The organism is Moritella marina ATCC 15381 (assembly GCF_008931805.1).
Taxonomy (GTDB): domain Bacteria; phylum Pseudomonadota; class Gammaproteobacteria; order Enterobacterales; family Moritellaceae; genus Moritella; species Moritella marina.
Map to the genome: position 1 here is coordinate 2231467 of NZ_CP044399.1, position 18190 is coordinate 2249656.

At 38.7% G+C, this 18190-nt stretch carries 19 protein-coding genes; 12 read left to right on the plus strand and 7 right to left on the minus strand.

The annotated features are described in order from the left end of the window. Positions 1-17: 17 nt before the first annotated feature. From FR932_RS10040 to FR932_RS10060, 4 genes are all read left to right on the plus strand, one after another. Positions 18-515, plus strand: a complete 498-nt coding sequence (locus FR932_RS10040) for a hypothetical protein (protein WP_019440481.1) — start codon at positions 18-20, stop codon at positions 513-515. A 157-nt stretch (positions 516-672) separates the two neighbouring features. Beyond that, positions 673-1218 carry a DUF2971 domain-containing protein gene (locus tag FR932_RS10045; protein WP_240532371.1) on the plus strand — a complete coding sequence of 182 codons (546 nt, stop codon included), beginning with the start codon at positions 673-675 and terminating at the stop codon, positions 1216-1218. A 1216-nt stretch (positions 1219-2434) separates the two neighbouring features. Then, a complete protein-coding gene (locus FR932_RS10055) occupies positions 2435-3703 on the plus strand; it encodes a magnesium transporter (protein WP_019440484.1) in 1269 nt (422 codons plus the stop codon). A 155-nt stretch (positions 3704-3858) separates the two neighbouring features. Beyond that, positions 3859-4851, plus strand: a complete 993-nt coding sequence (locus FR932_RS10060; RefSeq protein ID WP_019440485.1) for an FAD:protein FMN transferase — start codon at positions 3859-3861, stop codon at positions 4849-4851. A gap of 112 nt (positions 4852-4963) precedes the next feature. On the opposite strand, the gene FR932_RS10065 is transcribed toward FR932_RS10060, so the two are convergent. The 3 genes from FR932_RS10065 to FR932_RS10075 form a co-directional block, all read right to left on the minus strand. Further along, positions 4964-5527: an acetate uptake transporter gene (locus FR932_RS10065; protein ID WP_019440486.1), complete on the minus strand. Its 564-nt coding sequence runs from the start codon at positions 5525-5527 to the stop codon at positions 4964-4966. A gap of 522 nt (positions 5528-6049) precedes the next feature. After that, a complete protein-coding gene (gloA, locus tag FR932_RS10070) occupies positions 6050-6490 on the minus strand; it encodes a lactoylglutathione lyase (RefSeq protein WP_019440487.1) in 441 nt (146 codons plus the stop codon). Between the two features lie 27 nt (positions 6491-6517). Continuing rightward, positions 6518-7399 carry a flagellar protein MotY gene (locus FR932_RS10075; RefSeq protein ID WP_019440488.1) on the minus strand — a complete coding sequence of 294 codons (882 nt, stop codon included), beginning with the start codon at positions 7397-7399 and terminating at the stop codon, positions 6518-6520. Between the two features lie 282 nt (positions 7400-7681). Here FR932_RS10075 and rnt point away from each other — a divergent pair, with 282 nt between their 5' ends. After that, entirely contained in the window at positions 7682-8386 is a 705-nt protein-coding gene (gene rnt / locus FR932_RS10080) for a ribonuclease T (protein WP_019440489.1), read from the plus strand. Between the two features lie 120 nt (positions 8387-8506). Here the strand turns inward: rnt and FR932_RS10085 are convergent, their stop codons facing one another. After that, positions 8507-8992 (minus strand): YfiM family lipoprotein, encoded by a 486-nt coding sequence (locus tag FR932_RS10085; protein WP_019440490.1) that lies wholly within the window; start codon positions 8990-8992, stop codon positions 8507-8509. A gap of 369 nt (positions 8993-9361) precedes the next feature. Between FR932_RS10085 and FR932_RS10090 the strand changes: the two genes are divergently transcribed. Then, entirely contained in the window at positions 9362-10687 is a 1326-nt protein-coding gene (locus tag FR932_RS10090) for a Na+/H+ antiporter family protein (protein WP_019440491.1), read from the plus strand. 170 nt (positions 10688-10857) lie between these two features. On the opposite strand, the gene FR932_RS10095 is transcribed toward FR932_RS10090, so the two are convergent. Next, entirely contained in the window at positions 10858-11187 is a 330-nt protein-coding gene (locus FR932_RS10095; protein WP_019440492.1) for a Grx4 family monothiol glutaredoxin, read from the minus strand. Positions 11188-11514: 327 nt separating this feature from the next. Here FR932_RS10095 and FR932_RS10100 point away from each other — a divergent pair, with 327 nt between their 5' ends. Next, on the plus strand, positions 11515-12099 hold the full coding sequence (locus FR932_RS10100; protein WP_019440493.1) for a superoxide dismutase: 585 nt from the start codon (positions 11515-11517) through the stop codon (positions 12097-12099). Positions 12100-12455: 356 nt separating this feature from the next. Here FR932_RS10100 and recR read toward each other — a convergent pair whose 3' ends face one another. Continuing rightward, the gene (gene recR / locus FR932_RS10105) at positions 12456-13058 is read right to left on the minus strand and encodes a recombination mediator RecR (protein WP_019440494.1); all 603 of its coding nucleotides are present in this window, start codon (positions 13056-13058) and stop codon (positions 12456-12458) included. 341 nt (positions 13059-13399) lie between these two features. Between recR and atcJ the strand changes: the two genes are divergently transcribed. The 5 genes from atcJ (at position 13400) to FR932_RS10130 (ending at position 17641) form a co-directional block, all read left to right on the plus strand. Beyond that, positions 13400-13690, plus strand: a complete 291-nt coding sequence (atcJ, locus tag FR932_RS10110; RefSeq protein ID WP_019440495.1) for a cold adaptation protein ActJcold adaptation protein ActJ — start codon at positions 13400-13402, stop codon at positions 13688-13690. A 13-nt stretch (positions 13691-13703) separates the two neighbouring features. Continuing rightward, on the plus strand, positions 13704-14192 hold the full coding sequence (gene atcA / locus FR932_RS10115) for a cold adaptation protein AtcA (protein ID WP_019440496.1): 489 nt from the start codon (positions 13704-13706) through the stop codon (positions 14190-14192). Further along, positions 14192-14953, plus strand: coding sequence for a cold adaptation protein AtcB (gene atcB, locus FR932_RS10120; RefSeq protein ID WP_019440497.1), 762 nt, complete (start codon positions 14192-14194; stop codon positions 14951-14953). Before atcA ends, atcB begins: the two co-directional genes overlap by 1 nt. An 11-nt stretch (positions 14954-14964) precedes the next feature. Then, the gene (gene atcC, locus FR932_RS10125; protein ID WP_019440498.1) at positions 14965-15858 is read left to right on the plus strand and encodes a cold adaptation protein AtcC; all 894 of its coding nucleotides are present in this window, start codon (positions 14965-14967) and stop codon (positions 15856-15858) included. Between the two features lie 163 nt (positions 15859-16021). Then, on the plus strand, positions 16022-17641 hold the full coding sequence (locus tag FR932_RS10130; protein ID WP_019440499.1) for a peptide ABC transporter substrate-binding protein: 1620 nt from the start codon (positions 16022-16024) through the stop codon (positions 17639-17641). A gap of 116 nt (positions 17642-17757) precedes the next feature. Here FR932_RS10130 and FR932_RS10135 read toward each other — a convergent pair whose 3' ends face one another. Then, complete coding sequence (locus FR932_RS10135) at positions 17758-18087, minus strand: YbaB/EbfC family nucleoid-associated protein (RefSeq protein ID WP_017220587.1); 330 nt, start codon at positions 18085-18087, stop codon at positions 17758-17760. Positions 18088-18190 lie beyond the last annotated feature (103 nt).

Genomic DNA, 18190 nt, shown 5'->3' on the forward strand with positions numbered 1-18190 from the left:
TACGATTACGAGGATTTATGAGTCAGCATAATTTAAACTCTTCATTTAGAGAAAAACTTATTGAGCATTCACTGATTAGTGAATTACTCAAAATTTCTTGGAAAAATGGAAGTTGCTCAATTGAAATAGCTAAACCTGAGGTTGATAACCAAGGTTACGACTTAATTATGGAAGATCTAGGAGCCATTCGACATGTGCAACTGAAAACGTCCCATATTGGTTCCAGTACTGCTCGTCAAAAGCTTCATGTAGCTTTGGCTAGTAAGTATTCTGGTTGTGTCGTTTGGGTCTATTTTAATGAGGCTACTTTAGAGTTAGGACCTTTCTTATTTTTTGGTGGTAAACCTAACGAGAAGCTACCAGATATGGAAAACTTCCCTGTAGCAAAACATACTAAAGGAAATGCTGATGGGATTAAAAATGAACGTCCATCTATGCGCATAATATCTAAATCGAAATTCAAAGTAATAGACACAGTTGAAGAATTGTATCGAACACTGTTCAAAATTGTATAACAAGTTGCTGCATCAGAAAAACTACTCGCTAAAGCTCGCATTTTCCGCTGAGCAAGGCGTTAGGCGAAAGAGGTAAATTTAATTGCTGTGTTACTATTTTACAGGCTCGAAGTACGGGCTCGATAACCTGAAGAAGAAACGACTTAAAGTTTCTAATTTGAATAATTTAAATGACCCATTTGAAATGCTTTGTGTGGAAACAGCAGATAAAAAGGTCAAGTCTAAGCTGACATTTGCTAAAGACGCAGTTGCTCAAAACTTCGGTATTCTGTGCTTTAGTGGCAATTGGACAAATCCAGTTCAATGGGGGCATTATGCAGAAAACCATAGTGGTTTATGCTTGGTTTTTGATATTCACGAGGAATGTCTTCGAGAAATTACTTATGTTCCAACAAGGCTTAGCCCACGAGACATAGATCTCGACACCGAGGAGGCGGCTTTTACGCTTATGACGACTAAGTTTAAACACTGGCATTACGAACAAGAGCATCGTTCTATCCTGTGGTTAAGTGGTCTTGATAAAGAGAGTGAGCTGTATTTCAGAGCCTTTGATGACAATTTAAAGATCAAACAAGTAATTATCGGTGTTAATTCAAAACTGAAAAAATCTGACATAGTTAAAATTGTACCGAGAGATGTAGAGGTATTTCATGCAAAACTGCATGACACCGAATTTAAAGTGACAAGGGATCGGACAAAGTAATTTCGCCTAACAAACGCTTCAAGACTGATTCGCAACGCGTAGCGTTTTTACTATGCGTCGGGTAAAGTGTTTACGGTGAAATGCAGCAGGTTGTGTATAGCTTTGCTCACCACTAAAGCGAGCATCAGTTCTTATTAAATCAGAGGCCGTAGGTAAAAATATGTTTTCTAATTTGATGGATGATAATCCGCTTTCGCAAAAAATACTGTCGCTACTCAAGGTATCTTCCAAAACAAGTGATGCTGGCGAGTTCTACTTCGAGATACTCAATGAGTATCTTAAAAGCCTAGAACGGCAAGAGGGAGATTTTTGTAAAGGATTTTCGGGGGAAATGCTCTTAAATATTCACTTAAAACTCTTAATTTTACAAAATTAGTTTTTTTTGTAATGAAACTTAGGTAACGTGAAGCACCTCAAGCCAATTAAAACCTGACTTTTCACTCATTAACTGACTTGAACTGGCTTTTTTAGTCCATATAATAGAGTTTCAAAGATAAGGTCTACCCTGAAGAATAACAAGGAGACTCACCTAAGCCAAATCCAGTAACGGGCTGGATTTGGCTAGTATTCTACGGTAAATAATAAATAATATAAAACACATATGTAAACCAATGATATTTAGTGTAAAGACCCAGTTTCAACATTGACTTGAAGTATCATTAAAATTACAATCCGCTCGAATTAATCAAGCAAAGGAAATAACATGGAAAGCGATCATTGTAGGAGAGCCTATATATAGATGTTGGATACTAAATAATAAAATACCCCGCCTCTATTTGTACCTCTCTCATTATATAAAACGTCCATAATCTAGAATACCCATCATGATTAGACGTATTTAACGCATTATAAATAATGCCTCGTGACGATTTTTTAATCGCTATCGTCAGTGCTAATAATATTATATTTAATAATCAACTGGATTTACACATCGGCTACATTGTAATAATAAACGATTATTACTCGTATCATCACAGCTAAATTAAGTCATTGATAAATAATATTTTAATGTAATATATTGATAAATAGGAAAGTAAATGGAAATCGACATTCCTCCTAGTCTACTACCGTTCCAGCAATGCGATGTGTAGTGGTATGTGTATTTATATTTGATACGTTTAATTAAGCACAAATAAAATCACAATAAAAACATTCCCGTCATCGCTGTTATTCACATTATAAAAATATTAAATCCTATTATATTGGAGGACTAATCATGTCCAATAATACAGCGCTAATAAACAATGAAAACACATTAACATTAAATAATGATATCAATCACCCTTTTGAATTATGGGACAATGAAACTAAACATACGTTAATTTCGTTTTTAACAAATCATTCAATCGAGGAATTACGTCATTGGTTTAGTAATAAAACCTTAAATCAATACTATCAAATAAAGAAATTAGCATTAGATAATATTGATTTAAAAAAGCTATTACCCGCTTGGTTACTTGCCGATATCGAGTTATTAGCAACGACCACTAGTCCTGTATTTTCGATGATATCACCAGGACTCCCGCTACTGCTAAGTCATACTATGTCAGTTGCAGAGGCCGTAAAGCACATAAAATCCTTAAACACAGATCTCGATGCTAAAGCGGCAATGATCGTTGATCAGTATGGACGTTATTATGCTCTACTGGAATTGCACACACTACTTCAGCATGATGAAGAGCTGTTATTAGCAGATATCGCATTACAAATTGAACCTTGCCATGTTGGTGAAGATCAAGAATATGCCGTCAGCCAACTACACATTGCCAATTCAGAATACCTACCCATTGTCGATATACGCGGGCACCCAGTTGGCTTATTTCAATGGCAACAAGCCTCGCAAGTGATGCAAGCTGAACAGACGGAAGATGTCAATTTACAGATGGGGATTCAAAGTACCCTAGACGAACCAAGTTATCTTGATATGTCGGTGGTGGACCATGTACGTAAACGAATAATCTGGGTTTTAGGCTTGGCGGCTATCGGCATTTTTTCCGGCATGATCATTCAAAGTTATGATGATGCGATCGCGGCATTAACAATACTCGCTTTATACATGCCTATGATTGCAGACACGGGGGGTAACGCAGGAAGTCAATCAGCTACCGTGATCGTGCGAGCGTTAGCATTGGGTGAGTTAAAAATTAAACACTGGCTAGCCGTTGTCTGGAAGGAGTTACAAATCGCTAGTCTGATCGGTTTAACATTAGCTGCCGCGTCTTTCCTCAAAGTCGGATTTCTATCAAGTAGCGCGGTATTACCGGGAAGTATCACCTTAACATTATTAGGTTCTGCGATTGCATTAGCCTTGTTTCTTCAAGTGCTTACAGCGACGGTTATTGGTGCCACTTTACCTTTAATCGCTAAATCCTGTCGATTAGATCCAGCCGTTGTAGCGAGTCCCGCTATCACGACCTTTGTTGATATTACTGGGTTACTCATTTATTTCTATATCACCACGACATTACTGGGTATTGCCTCTTAATCACCTAAATTCAGTCATCTGGATTTAATCATCACATTATCGCACAGTAAAATTAGAGTATATAAATGTTATATTTCAAAATTATAAATACAAAGATGCAATGCATACACTCAGTGCACCTTAAATTAACACTGCAGTGGATAACGGCCATTACAATGAGTATTTTAATGCTTGGCTGCTCGGAACCACAGCGAACCAATAGCACTTTTAAAGGTCAAACTATGGGTACATTTTATGACATAAAGGTAGCTCACTTCCCATTAACGACAAGTAAACAGTCTTCCATTCATGCTGAAATAGATCGACGCCTAGAGCAAATTAACGAGCAAATGTCGACTTATCGCCCGCACTCCGAGTTATCGCGCTTTAATCTAAGCCCTGCTATTAATCACTTTCCAGTATCAAAAGATACAGCGAAGGTAGTGGCAGAGTCTATTCGAATACACGAGATAACATCCGGTGCATTCGATATCACACTTGGCCCTCTCGTTAATTTATGGGGCTTCGGCCCCGCTGATGTGCCACAACAAAAACCAACAGCAAAAATGATTGAAACAACACTATCACGCGTTGGTATTCAGCATCTGAATTACACTAAAAAGACGTTAAGTAAAAATATAGATGGTCTTTATGTTGATTTATCTGGGATAGCAAAGGGCTATGGTGCTGATGTGATCGCTGAGTATTTAGAGTCGTTAGGCATTAAAAACTATATTGTTGGTCTTGGTGGCGATTTACGCGCTAAAGGCATTAATGGGAATAATTTAGCGTGGCAAATTGCGATTGAAAAAGCATCGACTTCTGCGCATTCAGTGCAACATGTTATCAGTGTGGGAACTAACGCCATCGTCACATCAGGTAGCTATCGTAATTATTATGACCTAAATGATGAACGTTTTTCTCATACTATAGATCCAATAACAGGGCTACCAGCACAACATAATTTGGTTTCCGTGACAGTTATCCACCCTTCTGCGATGACTGCAGATGGCTTTGCGACTGCATTTATGGCGATGGGCGAAGAACAGGCTATGGCGTTGGCAAAGCAACAAGGGTTAGCGGTGTACATGATCTACAAGTCTGGTGATTCGTTTCAAGAAATGTTTACGGAAGAATTTGCCCCCTTCTTTCAACGAGACCTGCAGTAACTAGGCATTTTTATTAAACATTTCGTTATTAAACACTAAAGCGCGTTCAATGGATTGAGCGCGCTTTTATCATATTCATTATATAGTGTACTTACTGCTTAATCAGCTATGACTAAAAAACAGGTTTACCCACAGGTAATACTTCACGACCATATTCGCCATTCAGGATTTGCGCCATGCTGAAGTACATCGCACTTAAACCACAGAAAATACCAACATAACCCGCAATAACACCGATAGCAGCACTGCCGCTAAAGTCACGAACAGCAAGTAAGAAGAACAATGCCGTTAGTGAAGCAAATACGATCTGTTTTGCACGTGGATAACGTAATGAACCAATGAATAAGCCAGCAGTAAATAGACCCCATAAAAGCAGGTACCAACCCATAAATCCAGCAGGACTCGCTGCAACACCCATTTTCGGCATCAAGATCAAACCAACTAATGTTAACCAGAAAAAGCCATACGAGATGAACGCTGTCGTGCCAAACGTATCATTACGTTTGTAACACAATATACCCGCAATAATTTGGCTAATACCACCGTAAAAAATACCCATCGCAAGTATCATAGAATCCATTGGGAAAAATCCCGCATTATGGATATTTAATAACACGGTAGTCATACCGAAGCCCATTAGGCCCAGTGGTGCTGGATTAGCTAGTTGTGTAGACATTAATAATAAAACCTGTCGGATATAAAGAGGCGGCGATTGTAGGTTAATAATTCTAAGGTGGCAATTACAAACAGTTTAAAAATCCAACTAATTAACATTTTTAGTTACTTAAATATCGCTATTAATCTATATAAACAAATTAAATATCACGCCTTACATTAATAAATGAATCATATTTAAAATAAAAATTGCACTTTAAACGCATGTTTATAATGACTATATTGTTTTTATCATGTCGGGATTCAGGCTGGGATTAACGTGTTTATTGAGAAGTAATTACATGGGGATAATTAATTTAAATTTAGTTATTCTCATTATTCATAATAAATAGTCTAATATATCAATAAATTATATACACGTGTTTTTATATTGCTATGAATATAACAATGGTTTTATTATAACTTAATAATATATTAATTTTTAATTAGGGGATTGGGGAATTAAGGGGTTACTTGTGGATGTAAGTAACTGAGCGTGAGTCATCACTCACACTCATAGCTACCGTATTACTGTATTACTATATTACCATTCGCCAACGTTTTGCATTGAAGCCCATGGTTCTTGGGGTGTTAGTCTGTCACCTTTTTGCAGTAATTCGATAGAAATACCGTCTGGGGAGCGAATAAATGCCATGTATCCATCACGCGGTGGACGATTAATTATCACACCAGCAGCCTGTAATTCTGCACATGTTGTATAGATATCGTCAACTTCATAAGCAAGATGACCGAAGTTTCGTCCACCTTCATATGCTTCTTCATCCCAATTATAGGTAAGTTCAAGTGTTGGTCGAGAAGTTTGTTTAGCTTGTTCAGCATCAGCAGGAGCTGCTAAGAAGATAAGAGAAAAGCGCGCGGCTTCATAGTCATTACGTTTAACTTCAATCAAACCAAGTTTATTACAGTAAAAATCTAAAGAAGCTTCTAAGTTTTTGACACGAACCATAGTATGTAAAAATTGCATAACACGTCCTATTACAACTGGGTGATATTAAAGAGTCGGTTGACCCAATGATATCACAACACGTTGATTTTTTTGTCGCTCAATAACATTACTGTTTGACGCTATTTGGCTTTTCTCACCATAACTATTGGTTTTTATTTCGAGGTTTTCAAAACCGTTAGCTAAGAAGTACTGCTTGATGTTCTCTGCGCGTAATGAAGAAGTTTCTAAGTTTTGTAGTTCATCACCATAACTCGCGGTATAGCTGTCTACAACAACGACATTAATATCAGGGCTGTATTGTAAGAATTCACTAATCATCGCTAAACGTTGCTGACTTTGCTGTGTTAATTCATCACTTGATGCATTGAAATCAAGTACTGAATAAGCAATATCATCTAAGCTATAAGGTAATAGGTTACTCACACACTCTAAAAATTCTTGATATTTATTTTGAAAGTTCACTGAAGATAAACCAACACTGATAAATTCACCGCCGCGATACCAATCCCGGAAATAAAATGTTGGGTAGTCACCAGAATCTAATGCATCCAGCATACGCCAAGCTGGTTGCTCACTCACATAGCCTGAAAATTGGCGATACAGTTTAACATCAGCCAGATCTTTCGCTGCACTGCCTGGTTTCCAACTTGGTGGCACCGAACGTAACGAAGCCATTTCAGCTTGTGCAGGTAAACGCTTCATGTCTAATTCAAAGTTAAGGTTAATTAACTTCGATGCTCGACTGGTGAAGATGGCTTGACCATAACGAGGAATATCATGCTCCAGACTGCATTGTACGGGCGTAGAACGACTATTTTCCCATTGAGAAAACTCGTAATTAGCCGCATAATTTTTCATGCTAGCTGAAGCACTTGTTGAACCGACAGCAACAAGTGAAGCAATTATAAAATGTTGACAGTTATTCATACGGTTCAAAATCCTGTTTGTTCGAAGCTTATATTAACTTATCGGTATTGAGCTAAATAACTTGAGTCTCTTTTCTCAAAAAATTAAAAAAACTTCAAAATACCAAATAAGGTAAAGACCCTCTAAATAACATTCCCTGTTGATTATCCCGACAACTAATAGTCAATTATTAAAAACTAACACTCAATTCGCAAAAACTAACCCGATATTCGTAAAGTTGATTAGAGGAGATACGATTATTATGGCATAATCCCAACCAAGTCAACACTAATAAATGATCACATGACCACAACTGAAAAATCAGCTTTTAGCCAACGATTCCGTGGCTACTTCCCTGTTGTTATCGATATTGAAACAGCGGGATTTAATGCACAAACAGATGCTATGTTAGAGATCGCCGCTTCTATTCTTGAGATGGATGAAGATGGTTATCTTAAAATTTCGCATACCCTACACTTTAACGTTGAACCATTTGAGGGCGCTAACTTAGAACAAGCAGCCTTAGATTTTACCGGTATCGACCCAACGAACCCATTACGTGGTGCAGTACCAGAACGCGATGCAATCACAGAGATCTATAAAGCAGTTCGTAAAGGCTTAAAAGAGACCGGTTGTCATCGTGCGATCATGGTTGCACACAATGCTGCTTTCGATCATGGCTTTTTAAGCGCTGCATCGAGTCGTGAAAAGATTAAACGTAATCCTTTCCACCCCTTTGCGACCTTTGATACCACGACACTAGCTGGTTTAGCTGTTGGCCAAACAGTACTTGCTAAAGCATGTATGGCTGCCGGTATCCCGTTTGATCATAAACAAGCGCATTCCGCTAAATATGATACCGAGCAAACAGCAAAGTTATTCTGCTATATAGTCAACAAATGGAAAGATATGGGTGGTTGGCCACTTGTAGTCCCTGAAGACCAAGTTAAAGAAGAGACTGAAGCTGTTAGTGACAGTATGCTAAGCACTGACATTGAAACAGAATAAGTAATTATGCCCCTGCGTAATGAACAATATAGTGGTTATAACCTTGAGTTAAGCACGACTTGAGTTAAGCACTAAGTTCTGACGCGTAAAGGGGCAAAAAACGCATAATGTAAAAACCAGTTAAAACTTACCTTCCACACCAATTGTCGTCGTATCAGTCTCACTTTCATAATGAAAGTGCAATACAGTTGCACCATAGCTTAAACCTGCCAAGCAACCTAGCATATTTGCAGCCATATCATTTTTATCGAACTTATTGCCTTCTTGACTGCCATCATAAGTCTCTTTCAACGCACCAACTGTAAAACCGACTAACATCGTTTGCCACCAACTTTCGGTATACATCATAGTAGCCCCGCAGATAACGGTCTCGGCAATAAAATGCTTCTGCTTATCATCATCCACACTTTCTGCGCGTACAGATAAAGACGAAAATAGCGTGGTGATGAGTATTGCATTGCGACAGCCGCGATATAATAGATAGGAATTTAAGGTCAATGGAGAGCGACAAAAATCTTTAATATAAGAAATAAAATAAGTGCTCGTGTATGTTTTTTTGAGCCCACTATTTATTTCGTCACTATTTATTTTAGCTAAATGAATCATGAGTTTATAAGCGCCATAACGAATCTAGCAAGGTAGCCGAAGTAAACTCAAACTGAATAGAGACTTAACACCATCAATTAAGGCTTAAATGCTAAATTAAGTTAATATAAAGCATCCATGCGCCATGTTTGATCACAGGTCAGAATAAAACACCAAGTTATTAACGCAATGCTAGCAGTCAAAGTGCAATCTGCAACAAGTTTTCAGTTCGTTATGAAGCACCAAATTGTTAATATCATGAAGCTCAAGCTTAAATTATTCATTATATCTATATAAATACCCATAAATAGACGCAAAATTCACTTATCTTATTCACTATAGTTTTATATACTACGATTAATGAAATTATTAACATTGGAAAGTAGATAAATGAATCCTGTCGTTATCGCGGTGCTTACTATGTTAATCCTCAGTTTTATGCGGATTAATGTTGTTGTAGCGCTCACAATTAGTGCCATTTTAGGCGGTTTAATTGGTGGTTTACCTTTAGAAGAAGTTATTGCAGCGTTTAACTCAGGTTTAGGTGGTGGTGCATCAATTGCATTAAACTATGCCATGTTAGGTGCGTTTGCAGTTGCTATCTCCAAATCAGGTATTACTGACATCTTAGCTGCTAAAATCGTGGCTCGCTTAGGCACTGGCGGCACTCAACGCCAAATAAACGGTTTTAAATACGGTTTACTCTTTACCTTACTATTAGTAGCAATCTCTTCACAAAACGTTATCCCTGTTCATATCGCGTTTATCCCGCTACTTGTACCGCCTCTATTGGGTGTGATGAATAAATTGCGCTTGGACCGTCGAGCGGTTGCTTGTGTCATTACATTTGGTTTAACAGCAACCTATATGTTCTTGCCGATTGGTTTTGGTGGTATCTTCTTAAATAATATTCTACTTAAGAATCTAAATGATAATGGTGCAAACGTCGTTGCCGAACAATTACCAACAGCAATGGCACTGCCAGTGCTAGGCATGGTTATTGGCCTTATTACCGCAGTGATATTTAGTTACCGTAAACCGCGTGAATATTTAACTGAAAGTGAATTAACAACAAAAGAAGTAAAAAAAGTTGAATTTAATCCTCGTCACATTATTGTAGCGATGGTTGCTGTTGTGGCTGCACTAAGCTTACAGTTAATCTACGATTCAATTATTTTAGGTGCACTAACAGGCTTCATTATCTTTACCCTCGGTGGCGTGATCAAATTCCACGAGACTCAAGATATCTTTACCCGTGGTGTTCATATGATGGCGATGATTGGCTTTATCATGATAGCGGCATCTGGTTTTTCTGAGGTAATGAAAGCAACAAGCGGTGTTGAATCGTTAGTGGGTTCGATTGGTGGTGTAATTGGCGATAACAAGGGCTTAGCTGCACTGTTAATGCTAATAACTGGCTTATTGGTGACAATGGGCATTGGTTCGTCATTCTCGACTATTCCAATTCTTGCGACTATCTACGTGCCATTGGCACTGCAGTTTGGTTTCTCTCCACTTGCAACTGCATCACTTGTTGGTACAGCTGCAGCATTAGGTGATGCAGGCTCACCAGCATCAGACTCAACGTTAGGCCCAACATCTGGTCTTAACGTTGATGGTCAACACGATCATATCCGTGACTCTGTAATACCAACATTCATCCATTATAATATTCCGCTTATTATCTTTGGTTGGATCGCGGCAGTTACACTGTAAAAATCATAACCATTATCGCGACATAGTTCATCGTTCTGGTTAGGCTATCAATGATTTAAATAATCGATAGCCTAAGTCGCAGATATAAAAAAGGGAAGCAATTGCTTCCCTTTTTCGCATGTCAATTTTGGCTATAAACAAATAATATTGCTTACAACAAACATTAACAGTTATTCAGCTTTCGCTTTTGCAGCCGCTTCAGCGATTAATGGCTGTAATTCAGCTTGTTGGAACATTTCCATGATAATGTCACAACCGCCAACAAGCTCGCCGTCAACCCATAGTTGTGGGAATGTAGGCCAGTTAGCGTATTTAGGTAATTCAGCACGGATATCTGGATTCTGTAGGATATCAACGTAAGCAAATTGCTCACCACAGTTGATCACAGCTTGTGATGCTTGTGAAGAAAAACCACAGCTAGGTAGTTTTGGCGAACCTTTCATGTATAGGATGATTGAATTCTCAGCAAGTTGCTGTTTAATTTTATCTAAAGTTTCCATTGTGTCCTCACAAATCTTAGCGTTTACATCTATTGTAGTTATAATTTTTAAACTCTAACCATAGAATGCATTATATAAATACAAATTTAATTAATCATTTTATGCTAATTATAGCTCTGTTAACACCGTTATTTTGTAGGGTTATTTTGTTTTATATTTAGTCTAATTGTTAAATTTTTACTTTGCTGGTTACAATTTATTAATTGAGCAGTACAATTACATTCAAATGCTTGAATATATTCAACGCTAGCGTTAGTATTCTTGCAATAATTAAATCAATAATGAGCAATGGATAGCCGTTGGCTATCAATACATAAGGAAATACCTATGAGTATTACACTACCAGCTTTACCGTACGCGCAAGATGCACTTGAACCACATATCTCTGCAGAGACTCTTTCTTTCCATTACGGCAAACACCATAACACTTATGTGGTTAAGCTTAACGGTCTAATCGAAGGTACTCCTCTTGCTGAAAAATCATTAGAAGAAATCGTTAAATCTTCTACTGGTCCAGTATTCAACAATGCTGCACAAGTATGGAACCACACATTCTACTGGAACAGCCTTACTCCTGCTGCAAAAGGCCAACCAGAAGGCGCTCTAGCTGACGCTATCAACGCTAAATTCGGTTCTTTCGAAGCGTTCCAAGCTGCATTCAACGATAAAGCTGTTAACAACTTCGGTTCAAGCTGGACTTGGTTAGTTAAAAACGCTGAAGGCGAATTAGAAATCGTTAATACTTCTAACGCAGGTACGCCAATCACTGAAGCGGGTGTTACACCACTAATCACAGTTGATCTGTGGGAACACGCTTACTACATCGATTACCGTAACCTACGTCCTAGCTACCTTAACGGTTTCTGGGCACTAGCTAACTGGGATTTCGCTGCAGCTAACTTCGCAGCTTAATTTACCTGTTAGCCTTAGGCTAGATGGTAATAAATCGAATGTATTAACACATAGCCTGTATTAATACATCGATTATATAAAAAAACCGATAGTGACGTTATTCACTATCGGTTTTTTATTATTGAACTAGTATTACCTATACTTAATTGTTATTCTCCCAGTCATTAGATTGATGACAAGGATGTTATTACTTATTTTTAAAGACCGAGGTCATTATGAATTTTAGTAGTACATTGAAAGCCTTGATAACATTGTCTATCCCAACAACACTGATGCTTGGTGTTCTCTATTTATCACTAAACTAATACTTACCAATGAACTAGTACTTGTCAATGAACTAAGCACTAACGCATAAATTAGCTAATTTGTTGTCGACCAAGTAATGAATGGGACAAGGTCGTTCCATCGACATATTCTAATTCACCACCAACAGGTACACCATGCGCAATACGGCTTGCTTTCACGCCATACTCTTGTGCAATCTCAGCAATGTAATATGCCGTCGCTTCGCCTTCCACTGTTGGATTGGTTGCCAGAATAAGTTCTTCATAATGGCCAGACGCTAATAACGCGGCCAATTTATCTAAACCAATCTCATCCGGTCCAATACCATCTAATGGTGATAAGTGACCCATCAACACAAAATATTGACCACTAAATTGATTGGTTTGTTCAATCGCCGCAACGTCAGCAGGCCCCTCAACGACACAAAGGTTTTTTTCAATTTGACGTTTGGGATTAGCACAAATAGCACAGATATCTAATTCAGTCAGCGTGTTGCACTGTTGGCAATGGCCAATCTCAATCATTGCTTTCTCTAAAGAATGCGCCAAAGACACAGCGTTATCACGCTTACGCTCTAAAATATGGAAAGCAATACGCTGGGCAGACTTAGGGCCAACACCTGGTAAAATTTGTAGATCATTAATTAATTGATCTAACAGGGGACTGAACTTCATTAATAACTCCAAAAAATGTCGGCACAAGCTAAATTTACCGTCTATATTGAGCGCAATACTACATTAATTCGATTGCTTTAGCATATAATTTTACCTTAGGGTAAACCGCTACGCAGCTAATTGATTCGATGTTTAGCGAGGCCTTAACTAAACTTTAGATAAACGTTAAAATATATACAATAAGGGTAAAATTATAATGTTAAATCCCGAGATCTGGTCGTTAGCGTCCAGGATGCACATTAAGCTTCAACAATAGCGGATTTGTGTTGTGCTCTGACCTTTCAGCCGTTAAACTTTGCCTCCCAAATTATTGGTTGCGCTAATCTCTCACAGGTAACATTATGATTAACCACTTTAGTGTGCTTGGTATCAAGCCGAACGCAAACGAAGATGACGTGAAAAAAGCCTATAAACGTCTATCGAATCGCTTTCACCCAGATAAATTACTCGGTGCATCAGACGATGAAAAAAAGCATGCTGAAGCTCAGCTGCAGCGCGTAAGAAACGCCTATGAAGTGCTTTCAGATCCGAAGCTAAAACGCGAATTTGTAAAAAACTTCAGTAACGTTATTGTGACCGACCCTGCTGCCGCGATGCGCGAGCTGTGGGACCAATTTTATTCTATAAGTTAATTTCTGAGCATTTATGACAAAAGCACTAGATCTATCACGTATTGATGAATTAAAAGAAAATGCATATAGCAATATCGAATCTTATAACGATCCTGATACGCCTGATGCACTTGCAAAATTTACCAGCCAAATGAAGGCTGTTTTATTAGCTGATCCGCAGTTACTTGAGTCTGTACCTGAGTACTTACCGATTGCGCTTTATGACAAAGTTAAATTTCCACCTGAAGCTAAAATCCAGTGGGCTCACTGGGTCAAAGAAGGTATTCAACCTGAGTGGGATGATTTTAAAACCACTGTCGCGTTTAATAAGGAAGACTTACCGCTGGTATTAGCTGTAAAAAAATTCTCTGAGACCTTATTAATAGAAAGCTGTATCGTCCTATTCTTATTGGCGAATGAGAATCAGTCTACACCGACTAGGCAAGCTCAAGAACAAGATGATAATGACTACCTAGATAGCGAAGAAGGTTATTACGATCAATTTGACGAGGAAGAGCTTTAATGAATAGCTTAATTGAAACAGCTGTAATTGAGATCAAACAACTTGCTGATGTAGAACCGCAACAAGCAAGTAAGAAATTTGAGTTAATGGCTAACACCATGACTGATGAAGTATTAGTGGAAGTGATCGAACAGATGGATATCGTCACATTAACACAAATAAACAGTCACCATGATATCTCTTGCCCTTCTATCATGTCAGAACTGATGACGCCGGAACAGATCCGCGACATCGTTTGTCAGCAGCCTCTGTATTGGGAAGAAAAAGTAAAAAACAACGCCGATGAATTAATTCAGCATACGTTTGATTTTTTAACTTATCTTATCCGAATTCAAGATAATGAAGCGAAGCAAGCCGCTATTTTAGAATGTATTGCTGAAGATCAAGCGGGTCTATTTTATCTGTCGATCCCATTTATTGAATACCTGTTAGCTCCTAAGGTAGAAGCTGATCACCACAGCCACATCACAGACAATTATGATGATGAAGATGATGGTGAAACCGTTGGCTTTACAGACCGTAGTGTTGAAGAAGAAACGCACAGTTTAAGTATTGACGATCCACGTAGCTTATTAGCCTTGATCCGAGAAATAGCACCGGAAGTTGAAAAATCAATTAAGAACTTACTGCGCAGCGAAAACTCAAGCTGGGTTGCTATCATCGACAGTTTCGTGAATGAGTTAGTACTGCAAGCAAAAGAAAAGAACGCAGTAGAAGACGAATACGAAGAAGTTGATGACATGTTTAGCTTTCTTGATTAAGGACTCCGTTAATGGAAATTGTACTAAGAGACAGTAATCAAGGTCCTTTTTTAACGAAAGTATTAGATTATGCGCAAGCAGAATCGCTATTAGATGAAACTCAACTTGCTGAAATAAAAAACAAAGCGATATTAATGAGTCTTAAGCTAGCTGATAAATTTTATAACAAACATAAAATGCATCTGCTAGAAAATGCCGCGTTCGATGTGATCGGGGTTGCTAGCTTAGGATTAATGTCGCTGAGTAATCACGACCAAGCGATAGCATTTAAACTGCTTATCGCACCAAATGGCATGGTAAAGTCCTTCCAGAAAGGTTGGAGCATGCTGAGTCGTGTGAGTAAGTACAAGCTAAACGGTAAGTCAATTTATGGCGATATCGACCCTATTTTACTCGATAAAATTTCAACACCGAGTGATGCAGATGAATGGCTAGGTTGGCAGAGTTACCAAGACGCACTATTAGACTTTAATAGTGAAGAGTCCATTGTCGGTCTGCTAAACCAGTTTTACGCACAGTCTACCTATGATCCACTCGACTGTTTAAGTTTAGAAAACGTATTTGCAGAAGTCGTGCTATATCGCCTTCTTTTTGGTCCAATAAAAGTCAGACAAAATCTGAAGCAAAATATCGCTAAGATTGAGTTCGATGATGCATGGTTTACACTTGAGTTCATTGAACAACAGGTTGAACACGCGCTGTCTGAGTTACCGTCTACACTCGCTGAGACCATCAGAACAGACCAAGGTAAATACTTTACTGCCGGTTTACTACGTACATTAACGTTCGCTAAACACTATCGAGAACTGCGTTTAGACAACGCCAGTCCAGAACGTTTAGAACGATACGAAGATAAAGAAGGTCTTATTGGTTTATTAGGTTGGCCTGTTTATCTTGTGATGTGATAGTTCAATAACACTAAAACATTTTAAACAACGACTAAGAACATAACGGGAATATCCAATCGGGTGTTCCCGTTTTTATTAGCGTAGATAAATAATATTGACGTCATACTAAAGTTATGACAATACTAAGTCCCCCCTGTCTTATTTACGCAATGGAATTGCCATGACAAAAAAACGACAACTGACCGTACTCGCACTCGTTTCACTGAACTTATCATTTGCTAGCATCGCCGCTAATGTACCGGTTGGCACCCAACTCGCTATTGAACAGCACCTAGTACGCGGTAATGGTGCAGAACCAAGCAGCTTAGATCCTAGCTTTGTCAATTCAGGGATGCCTGATGACATTATCGCCAATGACATGTTTGAAGGATTACTCATTGAAAATGGCCAAGGGCAATTAACTCCAGGGCAAGCTATTGATTGGGTTGTATCTGCAGACGGCAAACAATTCACCTTTACATTACGTGATGGTTTAGTTTGGTCAAACGGTTCTCCCGTACTGGCGAGCGATTTCGTGTTTGCTTGGCAACGCGCAGTAAACCCAGACACAGGCAATAATACCGGCCATTATTTTGTTACCGCTAACCTTGTTAACGCTACAGAAATTCAAAACAACAAAGCAGCGGCCACTGATTTAGGGGTTAAAGCCCTCGATGCAAAAACGCTGCAAGTGACGCTTACCAAGCCAACGCCCTACTTTCTTAATATGATGACGATCAAGACATTCTCACCGCTACCAACTGCTGTCGTTGAGCAACATGGTAAAACATGGTCACGTGCAGAGACCATTGTCACTAATGGTCCTTATAAATTAGTAAAATGGCTACCAAATGAATATGTTGAAGTGCAACGTAACCCGCAATACTGGGATAACACTAACACTGTTATTAACAAGGTCACTTACTTAGGTTTAGAATCTCAGATTGCAGAATGGAATCGTTATCAAGCCGGTGAAATTGATATGACTAATAGGGTGCAACTAGAATACTATCAATCAATGATGACTGAGCATCCAGAACAAATTAAATCACAAGCCTTGCTTGGCACCTACTTATATTCATTCAACACCCGTAAAGCGCCTTTTGATAACAAGCTAGTACGTCAAGCACTGAGTATGGCTGTTGACCGTGATATATTAGTGAACAAAATTACCGCCCAAGGTGAACCTGCTGCTTACTCGATAGTCCCAAGCACGATAGCAAACTATGCCACGAGCAAGCCTGATTTTGCGGTTCAAACACAACAACAGCGTGTTAAAAAAGCCAAGCAATTACTTGCAGCGGCAGGTTATAACAAACAAAATCCGCTCACATTTACCCTGACGTACAATACCAGTGAAAACCACAAAAAAATTGCACTGGTCATTGCATCAATGTGGAAACCACTTGGTGTAAACGTCATCTTGGAAAACATGGAATGGAAGAGTTACGTTGCCGCTAAAAATATGGGGGATTTTCAATTAGCACGTTCATGGGCATTCGGGGATTATGCTGAACCATCGGCACTATTAGAGGCCTTTACCTGTGATAACCCGGTGAATGAATCTGGTTTTTGCTCACCTGAGTTTGACTCGTTATTAGCCACAGCCTCAAATACTGCAGATGAAAATCAGCGTTACGGTTTATATCAGCAAGCTGAAGCTATCTTAAGCCAAACAGCGCCGATGATGCCGCTGTATAACTATACGCAAACACGCATGGTTAGGGACACATTGAAAGGATTCCCAGAAAACAATCCACGCGGTAATATCTACGCAAAAGATATGTATTTTGTGAAATAACAGTAATAAAAAATGGCAAGTACCAGTCTTATATTAAGAAAGGTTACTTGCCATTTTATCGCAATTGTTTAGCTAACCGATATTAAACATCTATTAGCTATGCTCTAATTAAAGAACTAGAAAGGCATTTTCATACCTGGTGGTAATTTCATACCGCCAGTAACATCGGCCATTCTTGATTTATTTTCTTCTTCAACGCGGCGAGCAGCATCGTTGATTGCAGCAGCGATAAGATCTTCTAACATCTCTTTATCATCTTCCATCAATTCTGGGTCGATTTGTACACGACGCACGTTGTGGCTACCAGTCATAGTGATTTTAACCATGCCAGCACCAGATTCGCCAACTACTTCCATGTTAGCTAGGTCTTCTTGTACTTTAGCCATCTTGTCTTGCATTTGTTGAGCTTGCTTCATTAAGCCGCCCATTCCGCCTTTACCAAACATATTAAACTCTCTTTCTATTGTCTACCGCGAACAACAATAAATGAATACTGATTGTTGCGCATTGAATATCCATACTATATGGGTATCACTGGAAAAAAATCAA